General features: G+C 50.4%; 20 protein-coding genes and 2 pseudogenes. 2 read left to right on the top strand and 20 right to left on the bottom strand.

Annotation, left to right across the window (positions count from 1 at the left end; translation table 11 throughout):
- The 11 genes from H503_RS0109015 to H503_RS0108955 form a co-directional block, all read right to left on the bottom strand.
- Window positions 1-708, bottom strand: a complete 708-nt coding sequence (locus tag H503_RS0109015) for an energy transducer TonB (RefSeq protein ID WP_009015546.1) — start codon at window positions 706-708, stop codon at window positions 1-3.
- The gene (locus H503_RS0109010; RefSeq protein WP_009015547.1) at window positions 705-1,106 is read right to left on the bottom strand and encodes an ExbD/TolR family protein; all 402 of its coding nucleotides are present in this window, start codon (window positions 1,104-1,106) and stop codon (window positions 705-707) included. The genes H503_RS0109015 and H503_RS0109010 overlap by 4 nt, the downstream gene beginning before the upstream one ends.
- Window positions 1,103-1,732: a MotA/TolQ/ExbB proton channel family protein gene (locus tag H503_RS0109005; protein WP_014128149.1), complete on the bottom strand. Its 630-nt coding sequence runs from the start codon at window positions 1,730-1,732 to the stop codon at window positions 1,103-1,105. The genes H503_RS0109010 and H503_RS0109005 overlap by 4 nt, the downstream gene beginning before the upstream one ends.
- Window positions 1,729-2,523 (bottom strand): ABC transporter ATP-binding protein, encoded by a 795-nt coding sequence (locus H503_RS0109000; protein WP_009015549.1) that lies wholly within the window; start codon window positions 2,521-2,523, stop codon window positions 1,729-1,731. The genes H503_RS0109005 and H503_RS0109000 overlap by 4 nt, the downstream gene beginning before the upstream one ends.
- Entirely contained in the window at window positions 2,520-3,488 is a 969-nt protein-coding gene (locus tag H503_RS0108995) for an ABC transporter substrate-binding protein (RefSeq protein ID WP_009015550.1), read from the bottom strand. Before H503_RS0108995 ends, H503_RS0109000 begins: the two co-directional genes overlap by 4 nt.
- Window positions 3,489-3,588: 100 nt before the next feature.
- Window positions 3,589-5,484: a TonB-dependent receptor plug domain-containing protein gene (locus tag H503_RS0108990; RefSeq protein ID WP_009015551.1), complete on the bottom strand. Its 1,896-nt coding sequence runs from the start codon at window positions 5,482-5,484 to the stop codon at window positions 3,589-3,591.
- Window positions 5,485-5,695: 211 nt separating this feature from the next.
- Entirely contained in the window at window positions 5,696-6,457 is a 762-nt protein-coding gene (gene truA, locus H503_RS0108985; protein WP_009015552.1) for a tRNA pseudouridine(38-40) synthase TruA, read from the bottom strand.
- Window positions 6,454-7,260: an energy-coupling factor transporter transmembrane component T family protein gene (locus H503_RS0108980; protein ID WP_014128147.1), complete on the bottom strand. Its 807-nt coding sequence runs from the start codon at window positions 7,258-7,260 to the stop codon at window positions 6,454-6,456. The genes truA and H503_RS0108980 overlap by 4 nt, the downstream gene beginning before the upstream one ends.
- Window positions 7,254-8,117 carry an energy-coupling factor transporter ATPase gene (locus H503_RS0108975; protein ID WP_014128146.1) on the bottom strand — a complete coding sequence of 288 codons (864 nt, stop codon included), beginning with the start codon at window positions 8,115-8,117 and terminating at the stop codon, window positions 7,254-7,256. Before H503_RS0108975 ends, H503_RS0108980 begins: the two co-directional genes overlap by 7 nt.
- Window positions 8,102-8,938 (bottom strand): energy-coupling factor transporter ATPase, encoded by an 837-nt coding sequence (locus H503_RS0108970; protein WP_009015555.1) that lies wholly within the window; start codon window positions 8,936-8,938, stop codon window positions 8,102-8,104. The genes H503_RS0108975 and H503_RS0108970 overlap by 16 nt, the downstream gene beginning before the upstream one ends.
- Window positions 8,939-9,788: 850 nt before the next feature.
- A complete protein-coding gene (locus tag H503_RS0108955) occupies window positions 9,789-10,097 on the bottom strand; it encodes a hypothetical protein (protein WP_022227184.1) in 309 nt (102 codons plus the stop codon).
- 415 nt (window positions 10,098-10,512) lie between these two features.
- Between H503_RS0108955 and H503_RS12865 the strand changes: the two are divergent.
- Window positions 10,513-10,732 (top strand): annotated as a pseudogene (locus tag H503_RS12865) (DUF2188 domain-containing protein).
- Here H503_RS12865 and H503_RS11995 read toward each other — a convergent pair.
- The 8 genes from H503_RS11995 to H503_RS0108910 all read right to left on the bottom strand — a co-directional run bounded on the left by H503_RS11995 (window position 10,729) and on the right by H503_RS0108910 (window position 17,355).
- Window positions 10,729-10,887, bottom strand: coding sequence for a hypothetical protein (locus H503_RS11995; RefSeq protein WP_016459736.1), 159 nt, complete (start codon window positions 10,885-10,887; stop codon window positions 10,729-10,731). The pseudogene H503_RS12865 and the gene H503_RS11995 overlap by 4 nt on opposite strands.
- A gap of 57 nt (window positions 10,888-10,944) precedes the next feature.
- Window positions 10,945-11,184, bottom strand: coding sequence for a hypothetical protein (locus H503_RS11990; RefSeq protein ID WP_016459737.1), 240 nt, complete (start codon window positions 11,182-11,184; stop codon window positions 10,945-10,947).
- The gene (locus H503_RS0108935) at window positions 11,181-12,017 is read right to left on the bottom strand and encodes a hypothetical protein (protein ID WP_009015556.1); all 837 of its coding nucleotides are present in this window, start codon (window positions 12,015-12,017) and stop codon (window positions 11,181-11,183) included. Before H503_RS0108935 ends, H503_RS11990 begins: the two co-directional genes overlap by 4 nt.
- Window positions 12,018-12,656: 639 nt before the next feature.
- Window positions 12,657-13,049 carry a 30S ribosomal protein S9 gene (gene rpsI, locus H503_RS0108930; RefSeq protein WP_009015557.1) on the bottom strand — a complete coding sequence of 131 codons (393 nt, stop codon included), beginning with the start codon at window positions 13,047-13,049 and terminating at the stop codon, window positions 12,657-12,659.
- Window positions 13,050-13,069: 20 nt separating this feature from the next.
- Window positions 13,070-13,507: a 50S ribosomal protein L13 gene (gene rplM, locus H503_RS0108925; protein ID WP_009015558.1), complete on the bottom strand. Its 438-nt coding sequence runs from the start codon at window positions 13,505-13,507 to the stop codon at window positions 13,070-13,072.
- Between the two features lie 120 nt (window positions 13,508-13,627).
- Entirely contained in the window at window positions 13,628-14,542 is a 915-nt protein-coding gene (locus H503_RS0108920; RefSeq protein WP_009015559.1) for an ROK family protein, read from the bottom strand.
- Window positions 14,543-14,550: 8 nt separating this feature from the next.
- Window positions 14,551-16,017: a glutamate--tRNA ligase gene (gltX, locus tag H503_RS0108915; RefSeq protein WP_009015560.1), complete on the bottom strand. Its 1,467-nt coding sequence runs from the start codon at window positions 16,015-16,017 to the stop codon at window positions 14,551-14,553.
- A gap of 93 nt (window positions 16,018-16,110) precedes the next feature.
- Window positions 16,111-17,355, bottom strand: a complete 1,245-nt coding sequence (locus H503_RS0108910; RefSeq protein ID WP_014128138.1) for a DEAD/DEAH box helicase — start codon at window positions 17,353-17,355, stop codon at window positions 16,111-16,113.
- A 201-nt stretch (window positions 17,356-17,556) separates the two neighbouring features.
- Between H503_RS0108910 and H503_RS11985 the strand changes: the two are divergent.
- Window positions 17,557-18,597: pseudogene (locus tag H503_RS11985) on the top strand (subtype B tannase); the annotation flags it as partial.
- A gap of 33 nt (window positions 18,598-18,630) precedes the next feature.
- Here the strand turns inward: H503_RS11985 and H503_RS0108900 are convergent.
- A partial coding sequence (locus H503_RS0108900; RefSeq protein WP_026385682.1) for an IS3 family transposase occupies window positions 18,631-18,893 on the bottom strand: 263 nt, incomplete at its 5' end.

The raw sequence follows: 18,893 nt of genomic DNA, 5'->3' as shown, positions 1-18,893 counted from the left end.
TCAGTTCAATTCATAACGAACACGAATCACGGTTTCTCCTGCTATGGGACGGCCGGCTGCATCAAGGGCAGGGTCAAAATGCCAAGTGTAGGCTGAATCAAGGGCGGCTTGATCCAGTCGTTCGTAACCGCTTGAAGCAGTCACCCAAGCACTTGTTACGCTGCCCTCTTCACTGACGGCAACACCAACATCGACACTCCCTGTTTCACCGGCTCGACGGGCACTTTGGGGATAGATCTTGCGGTAGCTCGTCAGCGTTGCCCCCCGCGAAGCATCATTGCCTTCCCCGGAAGCGCCGCCACGGCCGTCACCGTTGCCATCACCGCTGCCTACGCCGATTCCCGTTCCGCTTCCAGTACCGGCCCCTGATTCCATGGGTGCCTTTTTTCCACCAGCGGACCCATTCCCTGTGTAGGATGCCATGGAGGCTTTCCGCGGTTTATCAGGCGACGCATCATCCTTCACAGGGCCTTCTTCCAGCATAGAAGCGGTAAGGGAGGAAAGCGAATGTTCCAAAGCCTCTTTGCTGCCGCCTGCAGAAGAATCGTGACCTTCTGTCCCACGGCCCGGCTCCATAAGCTTTACGCCTATAAGAAGACGTGGTTTTTGGATCGTACGCCGGCCGGCCATCAATCCTACGGCAAAAAGAAGAATAAGATGAAGGACAAGGGACAGCAGCAAAGGCCCTTTTAAGGGCAAACGCTTCATGATGCCTTACCGCCTTCTACAGCAAGGGAAAAATCTGTGACGCGGGCGCGGCGCAGGATTTCAAGGGTTCCCATAACCCGGCCATAAGGCACGGTTTCATCTGCTTCCACGATGACAGGAGTCGCTTTAGGAAGCTGCTGCGCAGCCTCTTCAAGTTCCTTCGGTGAAAGTGCCTTTCCATCCAGATGGAGGGTTCCTTTTTTATCAATCGTAACCGTTACTGCTTTCTGCTCAACAAGGGGGGCCTCTCCTTTGGGAAGATTAACAGGGAGAGCATGGGTCTGGGTAAGGTACATCGTCGCCACAATGAAGACCACAAGGAGCAGAAACACAAGGTCAATCATAGGACTTAGCTGGATGATTGGCTCCTTTTCCGAGTCATCAGTCAGACGGATCATGACTGGTCTCCTTTCTTTTGGCGCACGATGGCTTCGCTGAAAGTACTGGCAATCATTTCCATATCAAGGGCAATGCGGTGGACCCGTTCCTCAAAATAGGCATGGCAGCAAAGAGTCACGATGGCAATGGCAAGACCAAAGACCGTGGTAATGAGGGCCTCCCCAATGCCGCTTGTCACGGCAAAGGGATTTTCCCAGCGGGAACCTAGGTTTCCAAATGAAGCCATCATTCCCGTAATGGTCCCAAGGAGTCCCAAAAGAGGCGCCAAGGTAATGATGACGGATAGATAGGAAAGGCCTTCCTTATAACGGTCAAGAACCTGTTTGCTTTCGCTCATGATAAAGGCTTCTTGGGCGCGAATTTCTTCCGGTGCATCAAGGAGCCGCACGGCAAGATGAGCCTCCCCACCCTTGGTCGCTTGGGCGACACGATCAGCTTCCTGCCAGTCATTGCGGCGCAAAGCCTTGCAAAAAGTACGGGCAAAGCTGCGGTCCGTATCGGCCCGATGAAAAAAAGCAAAGCGATCTAATATGAGTGCCAATGAGGCCATAGAACATAGGAGCAGGGGCCACATGACAGGACCGCCCCGCAAAAACCATTCAACGCCTTGTTTGATACCAATCATTCCCAAATTCCTTCTTCCTTAGTAGGATGATTTCCTTTATCTTCTGTAATAATGAACCCTTCGCTGCGTTCTACCTGAAGGGGAACGCCATAGGCCCTTGAAAGTACGCCCGCAGCAAGGACCTCGGCAGGACGCCCGGCTGCGATGGCTCCCGTTTTTCCAAGCAGGACCAATTGATTTCCATAACGTGCGGCAAGGGACAGATCATGAAGGGCCATGACGACGCAGGCCCCTTTCCGGGAAAGTCCCTGAAAGGTATGCATGACCCGTTCTTCTTCAACAGGATCAAGTTCTGCCGTTGGCTCGTCAAGCAGGTAAGTCTCCCCACCCGCAAAAAGAGAGCGGGCCAGAAGGACGCGCTGCCGCTCTCCACCGGATAGTTCTGTCACCGGCCGATCAAAAAGGGCAGCTGCCCCGACCTGTTTGAGGGCCTCACGAGCCCTACGCTGTTCCGATTCACCCAGCGTTTCCCAAAGCCCATGACGGGCATAGGCACCAAAAAGGACGATTTCCCCGGCCGTATAAGGAAGGGACAGGTTCCGGTCTTGGGGAAGATAGGTCACGCGCTGGGAAAAAAGACGCCGTGAATAACGTTCATAATCCTTTCCGTCAAGATGGCGCATTCCGCGGTTGATCGGCAAAAGGCCTGCCATAACCCGCAGCAGCGTACTTTTTCCCGCCCCATTGGGGCCAATGAGGACGACAAAATTGCCCCGTTCCAACCGAAGGGAAAAGTTCTTGATTATAGGCCGATTCCTGTAGCCTGCCGTCACATCGATAAGGTCGATCATGGTTCATATCCTTTCAGGAGTTCTTCCGGTTCGTCAGGAAAAAGAATCTTGCCATAGGCGTGATTGCTCATTTTCTTGATGCCGTAAACCGCCATAGGCGATGCATCATAGACGTAACGATCGGCCAGTCGTTCCATCCGTACAGAGTCCCTCAAGGATGCGTAAAAGGGATCAGCGAAAAAGCCTTGCAAAAAATGCTCATAGTCCTCATATTCAGACGGATAGGGGTCAGAGACGAGAAAAAAGTCAGGCCGCGCTGCAAGGATAGCTTCCTTCGATAAAGGCATCCCGTTTTTCAATCCTCCCTTACTAAGACCGTTAACCCAGCCGCCGCGAGCGGCCAATTCATCGTAAAGGGACCCTGCCCCACCGTACTGGCTCATGAGAGAAAGGAGGATGCCCACCGGTTTGCGGCCTTTTTGGCTTGCAGTAACCTCTTCAATCTCGTCCAGTTCGCGCTCCATTCTGGCAATGACCTTACGGCCCACGATTTCCTGCCGCGTCAAAAGGGCAAGGAGGCGCACATTATCCTCAATCTGGGCGACCGTAACAGGTCCGTGGCAGAAAAAAACAGGAATCCCCATTTCTTCTACTTTTTTTACAAGCAGAGGGTCTGACCAGTCTGACACGACAAAGACATCAGGCTGTAAGGCAGCAATGCGTTCCGGCGTATACTCCCGCACCTTTGTGAGCGTTTCTGTTTCCTTGGCAATAAAGGAAAGACCGGGCTCGCCGTCAAGATAATAGGCCCCTGCAAGATGGCTTTTAGGAACAACCGTAAGGAGCGTCTCGTCAAGGTGCAGGGAGTCTGTCAGGATGCGCCGCGGCTCGTGGGAAAGGGAAACGGTCTTTCCCCGGGCATCCACCGCCGAATAAGCGCCTTCTGTAGTGCTTTTGCCGCAGCTCGTCAGCAGCAAGAGAAAAAGGAAGAGGACGCACAATAAAAGCGCAGGCTTTCTTTTCATGAGACGCCTCCTTTCATGGTAAGCAATAAAGGAACCGCCCGTAAGCGGTTCCCTTATTATATCATGGTTGGCCCTTCCTGTAAGGAGGATTTGGCCTATTTTAGAACTTATATTCTGCCCCAACGATGACGCGGCGGCCCGGCATAGGATAGCGGTCCTGACCGTTTAGGGCACCGCCCATTTCCGCATAGGCAGCATTATTGAGGTTATAGATCGTGGCAAAGCCCGTCCAGTGCTTATCAAAGGTATAGCGGGCATTGAGGTCCAGCGTAAGATAGCGATTTTCCCCATAGCGCTGTCCAGATAGGCCATTTGCTGCACGGCCCACAAGGTTCACGTTCCACGCATCATCATGGTAGCGGGCACCGAACTGATAATAGTTGGGCGCATAGTTAAGGTCGCGGACATAGCCGTCGCCGCTTTCATCCTTACGGACCTTCACATACGTATAGGATGCATTGAGGTCCCAATGGTCATTCAGTTTATGCGTTGCCGAAACTTCAAAGCCTTGTTTCTTTTCGCGTCTTACATTGAGTGTATGATAGGCCATATAGTCATCTGTGACCCAGCGAATCGCATCATGGAGATTGCTGTAGAAGGCGCTCACATGCCAATCCGTTGACGGAGAGGATTTGAAGTCCCAGCCCAAGGTATAGACATTGCCCGTTTCCGGCCTAAGGTTAGGATTGGCAAAATAACCAGCGCCATTGCCCCAAGAAGACCAGTAATAGAGGTCATCCATATTCGGGACCTTGAAGACCTGATTCCACGCGAAATAGGCATGGCTATCTTCATCAAACTTCTTATTGATAGCAGCGCTTCCTGTTGTGCGGCTTGCCAGATTGTGATAGTTGTCATAGCGAAGGCCCGTATTGAGCTGCCACGTCGGTGCCAATTCCCATTGATCTTGGAGATAAAGGGAACGATTTTCATAGCTTTTTTTCTCGTCATAAAAGTCCGTATTGTTGACGCTGGCATGACGGAACTCGGCCCCAGCAAGGAGACGGTTCGTATCGGAAAGGGCCACGTTCTGCTGTCCTTCTACGGCCCAGTCCATTTCGTACATATGACCGTAGTTATAATAGTGGTTGTAGTTCCGGTAAGCCCGCAGGAAACCGCTGTTTTTTTCATTGCGGTTCCAGTCATACATAAGGCTTACGTTATTGGTCTTTTTCGTCACAAAAGAGGAACTGTAATAATCTACAACAGAATAGGGGCTGAACCCATCGAGATCGGAATAATCATAGGTAAAAGTGAGGCCATCCTGGTCAGTGAAGTCCTGGGTCAGTTTGAGGGACATGCTGTCCTGCGTGTAGTTGGACTGACCGGGCCATTTCTTGGTATCGCCGTTCGTGTCCTTATATTTGAGGTAGGAGACTTTTTCCCTATTTCCTGCCACAACAAGACCGGTCTTTCCTTCCTTACCGCCTACATCAAAGCCCCACTGCTGGTTGCCCCAGGAGCCGTAGCCCACATGGACCTTGCCCGAAACCTTTTCCGGGGATTTGGTGATGATATTGATGACACCGCCCACGGCGTCAGCCCCATATACGGTGGAAGCACCGTCCTTGACGATTTCAATATGATCGATCAGATCCACAGGCGGCAGCGTATTGGCATCAAAGGTCTCCCGCGTCGACGTATTCCCCATACTGGTATTGACGCGGCGGCCATCCACGAGGAAAAGGACCCGTTCTTCCCCATTAAGATATACATTCGCTCCATTGGTGCCAAGACCGTTTCGTACAACCCGTACGCCCGGTACGTTTTCAAGGGCGTCGGCAACGGAACGGCTGTTCCAGTTCGTCAGGTCTTCACTGGAAACAAGGCTCACATTGGCCGGTGTATCAACCTTCTTATTTTCCATCCGGTTTGCCGTAATGACAATTTCCTGCACGTTCCCATCAGCAGTTTCAGCTGCCCATACTGGCAGGGCACGCCCCATAATAAGCATCCCCAGGACACCTAGGGCCACTTGATGCTTCCCAAAAATCAAAATAAACAGCCTCCTCCAAGTTTCTTTTTTGAATTCCTATTTTACTAAAGCCTAACAGAAAATACAATCGATGGTATATCGATAGATCTCCTTACCCTTCTATAAGAACCCACCACCTAGTATACCAAGGGCATCCCACGTTTAAAAATACAATAAAAGATAATGAATCCATAACTTTAAGATATAGCAAAAAAGACTGCAAAGAAAGTTCTTATCTCTCTGCAGTCTCTTCCGGGTAGGATACGTGAACCAGGGATAATCCACAGGCAGGCGCCGCCACGCCGGCTTTTTTCCGGTCCTTGGCCGCCATGACAGCCGCAAAGTCAGCGACGGTCCACTCCCCCGTCCCCACTTTCACAAGGCATCCGACGATGTTCCGCACCATTCGGTAGAGGAAGCCATCACCCCGAATCGTAAAGGTGAAGCGTTCCTTTTCCTGCGTCCAATAGGCCTCATAAAGGGTCCTTACAGGCGACGTCTTTTCGCTGCCTTGGTTCTTAAAGGAAGAAAAATCATGGGTCCCCACTAGAAGGGCAGCCGCCTCATTCATGGCAGCAAGCGTCAGGGACGACCGCACTTCCCAAGCATAGCGCCGCGCGCAGGGATCCGGCAGAGGCGCATAAAGGACGGTATAGCGATACGTCTTATCAAGAGCGTCAAAACGGGCATGGAAGCCGTCAGGCTTTATAAAGGCTTCACGAATGGCGATATCAGGCGGCAGGAGATGCTGCAGGGCACGCCGATAATTCTCCGGAGGAATGGGTGACGACGTTTCAAAGGAAATGACCTGGCCCAAGGCATGGACCCCCGCGTCCGTACGGCCTGCGGCCTTGATGGAAATGTCCTCATGAAGGGCCGTGGAAAGCGCCTTTTCAAGGACTTGCTGGACACCGACACCATAGTCCTTTTGGCGCTGGAACCCTTGGTAATTGGTGCCATCGTAGGCAACCACAGCCATGATGGTCTTTTTCATGCGCTCATCCCCCAGCGCAGGTACACAAGAACGATAAAGAGAATCAGCATGACGGCAAGGGCAGCGCCATCCCGTTTCCCGTAAACAAGTTCATGCATCCGGGTCCGTCCCTCCCCACCATGGTAGCAGCGCGCTTCCATGGCAAGGGCGAGCTCATCGGCCCGTCGGAAAGAGGAAATAAAAAGAGGAATCAGGATCGGCAGCAGATTCTTTGCTCGCTGAACGAGATTGCCTGATGAAAAATCAGCGCCGCGGGACATCTGCGCTTTCATGATGCGGTCCGTTTCCTCTAGAAGGGTCGGAATGAAGCGCAGGGCAATAGTCATCATCATGGCAAGTTCATGGGCGGGCACGCCAATGCGGCGGAAGGGCCGCAGCAGGCTTTCAATACCGTCCGTAAGGACAATAGGCGATGTCGTAAAGGTCATGAGGCTCGAGACAAGAAGGAGCAGGACCAGACGAAGAGACATCTTGACGCCCATGATGATGCCTTCCTTAGTGAGACTCAAGAACTTCCAGTGCCAGAGCACTTCACCAGGATCGGTAAAAAAGTGGATCAAGAGGGTTAAAAGAATGATGACCCAGAGGGGTTTGATGGATTTCAGCAGAAGACCGGGCGGCAGTTTAGCAAGACCCGCGGCAAGGACCAAAAAGGCAATTAAGAGCCCATATCCTAGCGGATCGGATGCCAAAAAAACCATGACCATATAAAACAGGACGCCCAGGATCTTGGTCCTCGGATCAAGGTGATGGATGGGCGACGACCCGGGATAGTACTGTCCCAACGTAATTTCTGTCAGCATACCTTCCACCCCTTTGCTTTTTGAATGGCCCTGATGAGCTCTTTTTTCGTAAGCGGGGTTCCCTCAAGGGGAAGGCCATTCTCACGGAGCTCCTGGGCAAGCTTGACGCTTTCCGGCACATCCATGGAAAGTCTCTGGAGGGTCTTTCCTTCCGTTGTAAAGATATCGCGGCTGGGCCCGTCCAAATGAAGTTTGCCGCCGCTCATGACAAGGACGCGGCTGGCGTACTGGGCCGCTTCCTCCATGGAATGGGTAATGAGAATGACACCCATTTGGCGCTTTTCGAAGATTTTCATCAGCTGGGAAAAAATGTTGTCCCGGCTCACAGGATCAAGACCGGCACTGGGCTCATCCATGATCAGGTAATCCGGTTCCATGGCAACGACGCCAGCAATCGCGACGCGGCGCATCTGTCCGCCTGAAAGCTGAAAGGGAGAACGCTGAGAAAACGTACCAAAATCTAGGTCAACAAAGGCCATGGCGCGCCGCACAGACGCTTCCACCTCATCTTCACTTTTTTTCTGGTTGCGGGGCCCAAAGGCAATATCTTCATAGATGGTTTCGGCAAAGAGCTGATGTTCCGGATACTGGAAAACCATGCCGACCTTGCCGCGGGCTGCTTTTGCCGCGGCATCCTTTCCTGCAAGGTCCACCCCATCGACGCGGACCTCGCCCGTATCGGGGTGAAGAAGGCCGTTCAAATGCTCTGCCAAGGTTGACTTGCCGCTTCCCGTATGACCAATAAGAGCCACGAATTCGCCCTTATCCACCGTAAAGGACACATCATCGAGGGCCTTGTTCTCAAGAGCCGTATGGGCCATATAGGTATAGGAAATATGATCTACTTCGATGGACATAATGCTTCACACAGCTCCTTATGGGTCAGGATTTTCGGCAAGTCGCGGCCGCCTTTTTTAAGAGCCGATGCCACTTCCGCCGCAAGGGGACATTCAAGGCCCAAGGCACGGATCCGGTCTACCTGGGTAAAGACTTCCTTCGGTGACCCCATAAGCTCAATATGTCCGTCCTTCATGGCAATGACGCGGTCCGCCAAAATGGCTTCTTCCATCTTGTGCGTAATATAGACAATGGTAATGCCTTTGTCCTTATTAAGATGAAGTACCGTATCGACAATATCCTTGCGTCCTTTCGGATCGAGCATGGCTGTTGGCTCGTCAAAGACAATGCATTTGGGTTCAAGAGCGACAACGCCGGCAATCGCGATGCGCTGCTTTTGTCCGCCCGACAAGCGATGCGGTGCGTGCTTAGCGTAAGAAAGCATGCCCACATCAGTAAGAGCCTTTTCCACTCGAGGCCGGATTTCTGGTCCCGGCACTCCAATGTTTTCAAGGCCAAAGGCCACATCTTCTTCGACGACAGCTGCAACAATCTGGTTATCTGGATTCTGGAAAACCATTCCTACGGTCTGACGTACCTGCCAAAGGTTTTCCTCAACAGACGTATCAAGGCCGCCTACCAAACAGGTTCCCTTCGTCGGCGTCAAAAGGGCATTGAAATGACGAGCCAACGTTGACTTACCGCTCCCATTGGTGCCAATGATGGCTACAAACTCACCAGGCATGATAGATAAACTGATGCCATCCAGAGCTATCATTTCTTCATTTTGCCCATCCACATACGTATGAGTGAGCGCTCTTGTTTCGATAATTGGGTCCATAGTAACCTCCATGACTTACCATTATATTATTGTTACCCGAGCTGGGTCAATGGAAGAGGACAAGTTTCATTTACAGGTCTCGATTTTCCTATGGTGTTCTTCAGTAAATGGATCTTCGTTTAAACTTGCGAGGTCGTAGACAAATAGATATTGAAAAAAACATCAAATTCCCCAAAATATAAGGTAACCAAGCCAAAATAAAGGAGAATTGAGCAATCCTCTATCCAATAGATTATTCAAGCAGACCTGTTTTGCCAAGACCCCGATTACCTTGTCTGGCACCCGAAGATTCTTTAGCCGATTCCACGGAATGGGTAGTCACCAGCCAGAAACGCCATACCGATTTCCTCTGTCCTCACTGCGGAGAGCTGATGCCTTTGTATGGCAAGTACCGAACCCGCCTAAGGACGGTGCCTATGCAGCCGAATGCCAGGCGCACTGGCCTTTTCGATGAGCATCGCTTCCGGTGCTCTTGTTGTCAGGAATGGGTTCATCCTTTTTCATGTTTTTCTCTCCTTTTCGGGCATAAGAAAAGCCCTCTGCTCACGGCAAAGGGCTCCGTCACGCTAACAAAAAAAACAACCGCAAAATTCTGAAGAATTTGTGTGGCGTTCATAACCTTACTCGCTGCATTTACAAGCATTTCTGTATAAGCATCCGGCAAATCCTCAATTTTTTTATATATCGCCATTCTCCATTATTGCGATTGAACGCAACCAAGCCACTTTTTACAGGATCAGGAGAATAACAATAAATCAGTTCATCACCTAAACCCCCATCAAGAATTAAAGTAATCATCTTCCCCGCCTTTTTCAAAGCCTGATTGTAACTATACTTCCGTTCAGCCATACTATGCGCTTTTGTGATTTTTTAATTGTACCTTTTTTTCTATTGCGCTTTCAATATGCTCATGCCGTAAAAGCACTAAATCGGCCTTTGTGGATTGATTCGTCAATAACCTTTGGAAAGAGACCGCCATATCGTAACTTTTACCAAAAGTCCGATATCCATCACTGGGAACATGTTTACTTACAAAAACATGATCATAAACTGCCCCAATAAAACGAATGGTCAATTCCGTGTTCTTTGAATTTTTTCCGCTACATGCTTCCTTCCCGTTGTTGATAATTTCACGATAGTAAAGATCTGCGTGCGCCATGCGACGTTTACCTTTGGGGTCATTTTTATCATTCTTTGGTCAATCTTGATTCTTTTAGCCCCTCGGTTTCAAAGTTTCTTGCCTTCTCCATCCAGCCCTGCCGGCCTTCCATTCCTCCCGCACTTTGACGCCTAGAATTTTTCCCTGGACGCTGAGAGACTGATTCTTCAGCCAGGCATTGCCGCTAGCTTCCACATCGTCAGACCGTTTCTTGCTTTGAGCTTGCTTTTATAGACCGGTGCGTAAAGGCACGGACAGTGGGGATGAGCCGGGCTTACCCTGCCCGCCTGGGGCAATTTGATGTATATAGATCGGCGCCTGGCCGAAGCTATCAGGGTAATAAAAAAGCAGGCCACAAGGTCTGCTCTTAGAAAAATGTTTTGTTGTAATCTCCTTAAGAAAGGAGGTAATAAGAATGGGTAAAAACCAGCATGTTGTTCCTCTCAATGGGAACTGGGCTGTTAAGCGAACACAATGCAAAAGTAACTAAGACTTTCAGCAGAAAATCAGACGCTACTGATTTTGGTCGCAAAATAGCTCGCAATCAAGGGTCAAAACTCGTGATTCATAATAGAAATGGTCAGATTTCTCATAAAGATAGTCACGGCAATGACCCTTTTCCTCCTAAAGGTTAATCTTTGTATTCGTAATTAGGAATCAGTACGATGGTATAACCGTCAGCCATGTCCCAATCGTCTGTTGTAATAGCGGCAACGGTTGTACCATCTTCTTTTTTTACCTGGAGTTTCGTATATTTATCGCACAAAACAAAAGGTTCTCCTGGTTTCACATTGTGCCTCCTTTCAGGCATCAAAAAAGCCCGCTGTTGAAACAGGGGCTTGCAATATTAATACGTAAACTCAATGTGCTTTGGAAGATCTTCAATTACTTTGGTGTTTGGCATTGGACTAGTGCGACTTAGCACCTTGCCACGGTTACAATCGTTGCACCAAACGGCCGAAATTCCTATATTATCCTCTTTACTCATGAAAATAAATCCGTAATCAAGGTTCTCTTTACCACAAAGAGGACATTTGACATGAGGCACTCCATCATTGAGTTGTACCATTTCATCAACCCATTTCATTTCTTATCCTCTCCTAGCCTTTTTACATAAAAGAAAAAGCTTTCAAAACGTCTTGCTACGACTTCCATTCTGTCCATATGATGTTGCACATAAATTGATCCGTATTTCTTAAATTGCAACACGTGACAATTCTCATGAATTATTGTTTTGAGCAATTCATCTTCATCCCTGAACGCATTGGGGAACAAGTCTACCCGGCCAATATACCTAGGGTCTGAGGATCCATAATATCCGCCTCTTATACTCCCTTTATCTAACTGTATCTTATATGAAATTTCATGCGTTTTCAAGTCGTATTTTCTGCAGATTTCCTTTACTGACTTCATCTTCATCAATACCTTAAAACCCGAGAAATCAGGCGTGTTTTTCTTCCTTCTCTCCAACACACGGAAAAGGCGGCTCTCCTTTATCCCCCATATCTCGAAGTTCCTTGCCTTCTCCATCCAACCAGCCCTGCCGGCCTTCCATTCCTCCCGCCCTTTAACGCCTAGGATTTTCTCCTGGACGCTGAGGGACTGTTTTTTCAGCCAGGCATTGCCGCCAGCTTCCACGTTGTTGGACCGTTTCTTCCCTTCCAGCTCTGACTCATATACCGGTGCATAGTGGCACAGGCAATGGGGATGAGCCGGATTCACCGGAGCGGCGTCCTTTGGGAAAACGCCCTTCCCTAGGCCGTACAGGTCCACCTCAGCGTACATATCACAAATGTCTTCCGCCGGATGCCGACTTCCTAGCTTCCACTGGTAGGCCACCACGTCTTCATCTTCTCCGTAGCGGGCTATGAATGCATCGTAACGGGCCCTGGCCACTTCCGTCCGGGCAATTTTCAGCAACGTACCGGCTTTTTTCCTCTACAGCCGTCTGGATGGCTCTCTCAATGGATTTTTTGTTTCCCTCGTCTACTTTTTCGAGGAGCTCATATAAAGACGTTCTAAAGTGATTGTAGGCGGTTGTATCGGGTCTTAATCCATCGGCCTGTCCCTTTACTTTTCGGATGGCCTTCAGCAATGCTTTCTTTTCCTCATCGGAAATGTTTTCCTTGCTGCGCCGCACCCAGTTCACAAGATCATCGGTATACTTCGGCAGTTCCTGCATATAGGTAACACTTCCATGGTGATACCCATCATTTGGTTCTGTTCGGGACCAAATTTCCAAGTATCCCCCTGAGTTATCAAAATAATATGAGCATGCTCTATACCAATATGACACTTCTCAGTAACGCCGAAGTGGACCTTAAAATAAGATAGCTTATCCTTGGTTACTCTTCCAAGGATATCACGAACCGGATTTATACTCACAAAGCTATGACTCAGCGAGTTGCGGCCATTAACCGGATTTAATTATTTGTACGCTATAGAAAATTGCGCAGCTAATTTTTGTTGGTTTTAAACAATTTTGCAATAAAAAAAGCGCATCCCATCTTGGGATGCGCTTTTTCTCTTGCATAAACTTGCAATGGTTTGTAAGGCTCTTTATCTCTTGGAGAACTGGGAAGCCTTACGAGCTTTCTTCAAGCCGTATTTACGACGTTCCTTCTCGCGCGGGTCACGGGTCAGGAGACCAGCTTTTTTCAGAAGGGGACGGTAATCTCCGTCAACTTTCAGAAGGGCACGGGCAATACCGTGACGGACAGCGCCAGCCTGGCCAGCGATACCGCCGCCGACGACGTTAGCCGTAACATCATATTTACCCAGGGTTTCAGTCGTTTCGAGCGGTTGACGAACAACCAGTTCGAGGGTCTTGAGGCTGAAATATTCACTCAATTCGCGGCCGTTGATTACGATCTTGCCTTCGCCCGGAACAAGGCGAACACGAGCGACAGAGCTCTTGCGGCTGCCAGTTGCATCATAAGTAACTTTTGCCATTGTCTAGTTCTCCTCTCCTCTTAGCGAATATCGATGGTCAGAACTTCAGGCTTTTGTGCAGCATGAGGATGTTCAGAACCAGCGTATACATGCAGTTTTTTAATGATTTGGCTGCCCAGACGATTGTGGGGAACCATTCCGCGAACGGCCAATTCAACCATTCTGACCGGATTCTTGGCAAGCATATCGCCTGCTTTAGTATATTTATCGCCGCCCAGATAACCGGAGTGACGGAAGTAAACTTTCTGGACCAGTTTCTTGCCCGTCAGACGGACCTTGTCAGCATTGATGATGATGACATGATCCCCCGTGTCCATATGGGGCGTGAAAGTTGGTTTATGTTTACCGCGGAGCACCTTTGCGACTTCGGCAGCAAGACGGCCGAGGGTCTTATCGGCAGCATCCACTACGTACCATTTGCGTTCAATGGTAGACGGGGTTGCCATATATGTTTTCATCCTGATTCCTCCTAAATAAAAACTCAATCAATTGTCGTATCCAGTGATGAGTCTTATCAATCGCATCGGGGCTAACGACACAATCTCAAAGTGATACCCTAATATTATAGTGACTATCCTTTAGAATGTCAAATCATTTTTCCCTTCCTGGCGGCGCTGCTGGTAGAGATAGAGGGCGCCCAGCATGCCCGCGTCGTTTTGGAATTGGGCCAGGGAAAGGGTCGTATGAGGCGTTAAAATGGCCGGCATCTTGGCGTCAAAGGCCGCCTTGAGATAGGGCATGAGGAGCTTCCTTTGGGCCGAGATTCCGCCGCCAATAACGATACGGTCCGGATTTACGATCCACGCCAGGGACACGATGCCCACCATCCAGCGGTCCACCCATTCGCGCAGGAGATGTGTCTCCATCTCCTCCCCTTTTTCCACAAAGGCAAAAAATTCCTGCCCCGTAAGGGATCCGAGCGTAAGGCCCCGCTTTATCTCCGCCGCCGTGAGAAGAGCTGAAACGCTGGCCCAGTTCTCCCACGTCTCAGAAGACCCCAAATAGGCCTGCCCCACTTCACCAGCCGCGTAGGACGCGCCGCGGTAAAGCCTGCCTTCATGGACCAAAGCACCGCCAATCCCCGTTCCGAGAGTCATGCACAGCAGCATATGAGCTCCTTTGCCAGCGCCTTGCCAGTATTCAGCAAGGGCCGCGCAGTTGACGTCATTTTCACAAAGAGCAGGAAGGCCTGTTTCCTTTTCAAGGAAATCCACAAGGTTCATGCGGTGAAGGCCGGGAAAAAACTGGCTTGGAAGGAGCAGTTCTCCCGTATCGCCGTTTACAATGCCTGCAAGGGAAACGGCAATCCCAGTAATGGGGAATGCATTTCTGACGCGCCGCACAAGGGAAAGGAGATCTGCGAGGAAGGCGTCCACCCCTTTTTCCCGAATACGGGTAGGCAGGCTCCCCTTTTGGAGAAACCTGCCTGTTTCATCTGCAACCCCAAACTTAATGGCTGTACCGCCAATATCAATGGTAAGGATGGGTTCCACGGGTGCTCCTATTTATTTTCAATGAAGGCGATGGCCTTTTCCAAGCGTTCCAAGGTCTTTTCACGACCAAGAAGAACCATGACATCGAACATGCCCGGGCTGAAGGTGCGGCCCGTCAGGGCAAGACGCGTCGGATGAATGACCTTTCCAAAGGAAATACCCATTTCATCCGCAATTTCATGGTAGGCCTGTTCAGTCGTCGCAAGGTCAAAGACAGGAAGAGCGGCCAGCTTGTCGTGGCATTTCCTAAGAAGGGATGCGTTTCCCGGTTTGAAATGCTTTTCGACGCCCTTTTCTTCGTAGCCGTCGAGGTCCTTAAAGAAATACGTCGACGCATCGGCCACTTCGGCAAGGGTCTTGACACGGACGCGAACCACATCGACAAGGTGAGCAAAATAGTCCTTATGGGCTGCAAGATAGGCATCATCGACAAGGCCCTTTTCCTTGAAGAAAGGAATGGCAGCTTCAACGATGCGGTCAAGAGGCAGGCTGGAAAGATACTGACCGTTCATCCAGGTCAGTTTCTTCACGTCATAGACAGCTGCTTTCTGGCTCATCTTGCTGAAGTCAAAGACCTTCACCGTATCTTCGAGAGAGAAGATTTCTTCGTCATTGCCAGGCGCCCAGCCCAAAAGGGTCAGATAGTTTATGATAGCTTCTGGAAGATAACCTTGGCTGCGGAATTCTTCAACGCTCGTTGCTCCGTGGCGTTTACTGAGTTTGCTCCGATCCGGTGCAAGGATCATGGGCATATGACCGAATTGAGGGGCTTCCCAGCCCAGTGCCTGATAGATAAAGAGCTGTTTCGGCGTGTTGGAGACATGTTCTTCGGCGCGCAGGACATGGGTCATGCCCATGAGATGATCATCAACGACAACGGCAAAGTTATAGGTTGGGATACCGCTGCTCTTCATGATGACAAAATCATCGTATTGGTTCACATCAAACTGGATATCGCCATGGATCATATCATGGAAGCCAATCGTTCCTTCGAGAGGCACCTTGATGCGGACCGAATAGGATTCGCCATTTTCGACACGCTTCTTGGCCTCTTCTGGCGGAATGTCGCGGCAGGTCCTAGCATAGTGGAAGGGCTGTTTCAAGGCACGCTGCTTTTCACGCTGCTCCGCTAAGTCTTCGGCCGAGCAGAAGCAGTAGTAGGCCTTTCCTTCATCAATAAGCTGCTGGCAATATTTGCGGTAGATATCAAACCGTTCGGACTGGAAGTACGGACCGACAGGGCCGCCCACCTCAGGGCCTTCATCCCAACTAAGCCCCAGCCACTTCAAGCTCGTAATGATCTGGGAGACGGAATCTTCCTTCAAGCGGTCCTGATCCGTATCTTCAATACGAAGGACCAGCTTGCCGCCTTGGCTTCTCGCAAAAAGCCAGTTGAAAAGGGCCGTTCTGGCACCGCCAATATGCAAATATCCCGTTGGACTCGGGGCAAATCGTACGCGAACTTCTTTATCCATGGAAGCACCTCTTATCTAAATCTGAAAACATGTAATCTTCATTATAGCACGTTTCTCCCTCCATGCGGGGATTTTTTGACCGTGCATAAGCCGTCACTTCTTCTGTTTGCGCGAAGCTTCGGCGTATTTTGTTCCCCGTTTGTTGGACCCGACGGCACTCTTGCCGCGTTTAGGGAGCCGCTTTTTCTTGGGGCGCACGGGCTTTACGGTCCGCCGCACCTTTTCACCGGCAAGGTTCTGCCGCTCCAAGGTGATGCCGAGCTTATCTTCAAGATGGGTCAGCCAGCGAGTCTCATCAGCTGTATAAAAGGTGATGGCCTCCCCTTCGTTGCCGGCCCGTCCCGTTCTGCCAATGCGATGGACGTACCAATCAGGGTCATGGGGAATATCAAAGTTCACGACCTGGGTCACGCCTTCCACATCAAGACCGCGGGCGGCAATATCGCTTGCCACAAGGATCTGGGTCTTGGCCTTACGGAAGCGTTCCATAGCTTGGCGCCGTTTCTGCTGGGACATATCGCCGTGAAGGACATCGGCATTGAAGCCTTTGCCATAGAGCCAGTCGTAGACCTCGATAGCTCGTTCCTTGCTCTTGCAGAAAACGAGCATGAGGAAGGGATTGCAGCGATCAATGATGGTTTGGAGGGCTTCTTCCTTATGGTCCTCACTTACTTTGATGCAGACCTGGTGGATGGTCGATGCCGTCGCTTCCTTGGGATCGATGTCAATGAGGCGGGGATTCTTGGTGATCATCTTGCCAAGTTTCCGCACTTCTTCATCAAGGGTTGCCGAGCACATCATGGTCTGATGGGGCTGGGGCATAAGGGACAGCAAGGTTTCAATATCCTCGCCAAAGCCTTGGCGCAGCATTTCGTCCACTTCGTCAAGGACAAGGTAAGTTATGCCGCCAAGGCTCGTGTTGCCCTTGCGCAAGTGGTCCAAGAGGCGACCTGGCGTCCCCACAAGGACGTTGGCCTTATTGCCCAGTTTCCGCCGTTCTTCGTCATAGTCCTTGCCGCCGCTCACGGCAAGGACGCGGACTGGCGTGCCGTCAGCAAGCTTCTTGATTTCACCTGCCGTCTGCTGGGCCAGCTCCCTTGTCGGGGAAAGAATGAGGGCCTGGACGAAGGTCTTTACTTCCGTAATTTTTGTAAAAAGAGGCACGACAAAGGAAAGGGTCTTCCCCACCCCCGTCTGGGCGCGGCAAATGACGTCCCGTCCCTGCAAAAGGGCGGGGATGGCGCGTTCCTGCACAGGCGTCGGAATATCCTTTCCAGTCTGATGGAGTCGTTCAACAAGAGAAGGCGCAATCGCAAATTGAGCAAAACTACTTGGCATGGGGGTCTCTCCCTTCCTATTCATCAAAATTTCATGTTCTTCATTATATACTAAAGACCAAGAGTCAGGCAACGGAGGGTCCCCTGCCATTCTTCTTTTTCATTGCAAAAGGACGCTGCTTCCGTCCTTTGACAACCCCTACATTCCCTTCTACAATAGGAACGGATAAAAAACTGCGCTTTAATCCATACGCAAAAAGGAGTGACCTTGATGATATCAAAAAAAGCCGTTCTCTTAGGAGGCTTGAGCCTTCTTATTGGGACTGCCAGCGTGGCTGCCGCAAAGGAAGCTATCTGTTCCGAACAAATAATGCCTACAGTCCTTACCGCGCAAAAGCGGCCTGACGCGAAAAATCAGCGCTATGATCTTACTTTTATCCCTAAACCAGACCGCAAGGAAACCCTCACGGTAAATGGCAAAGCCGTTCCATTCTATGCCTACGAAAACCGAGTCTATGTCAGCCATCCCAAGGCGGCTGAATCAGAGAGCCTGACCCTCTACATTCCTGCCGCCTATCTGGAAGGCGGCCGCATCAATGGCTACAGTGCAAAAACAGCCCCCATTTTCATGCCAAACGGGGTGGGCGGCTATATGCCTGGCAAAATCCAGGCTCCTAGTGAGACAAATCGCGAAGGAACCGGTCCAAACGCCGTCCTTTATGCCCTATCTCGCGGTTATGTAGTTGCAGCTCCCGCCATACGGGGCCGCACTACTACAAATAGTGAAAACACGTATGTAGGAAAGGCGCCGGCACTCATCGTGGACTACAAAGCCGCGGTCCGCTATTTGCGGCATAACAGGGACCGCCTGCCCGCGGGCGATACCCAGCGGATCATTGCAAATGGAACCAGCGCAGGGGGAGCGTTTTCTGCCCTATTGGGCGCGACGGGAAATAGCGATGCCTATGAGCCTTATCTCAAAGAAATTGGCGCAGCCAAGGAACGGGATGATATTTTTGCGGCGAGCGTCTATTGTCCCATAACGGATCTATCCCATGCCGACATGGCCTATGAGTGGATCTTCAGCGGCGTCAACACCTACTTTCAGCAGCAGGGGCCCACTCAGGCAGCACCCAGTGACCGTCCCCTTCATGCGCCGCAGGAAAGCCTGACCGAGCATTCCATGACAGAAACGGAACAAGCTATTTCCAAAGAACTGAAAGCCGCCTATCCAGCCTATGTCAACGCGCTGGGACTTGAAACCAAGGACTATGGAAAGCTCTTGCTTGACGCCGAAGGTGATGTGTACCCCAAAAACTGGACGCATATAAATTAGTTAAATGGCATTAGTGGATGTTTCCCGATATATTTCGGGAGGCATCCATTTTGTTTTTTTCTGAATCCTTTCCTTGTTGAAATAATGAATGTATTCTTTCACTGCTTTAGCAAATACCTTGAACGAGGTGTATTCTTTTTCGCTTCCGTAATACATTTCATTTTTCATCCGACCAAAAAAGGTCTCCATAATACTGTTGTCATAGCAGTTGCCCTTACGCGACATTGACTGTATAATTCCATGCTTTTTCAATTCACTTCTGT

This window comes from Acidaminococcus intestini DSM 21505, assembly GCF_000425045.1.
GTDB classification, from domain to species: domain Bacteria; phylum Bacillota; class Negativicutes; order Acidaminococcales; family Acidaminococcaceae; genus Acidaminococcus; species Acidaminococcus intestini.
The sequence above is the reverse complement of the archived record's forward strand: the minus strand, read 5'-3'. Positions and strand labels throughout refer to the sequence as shown.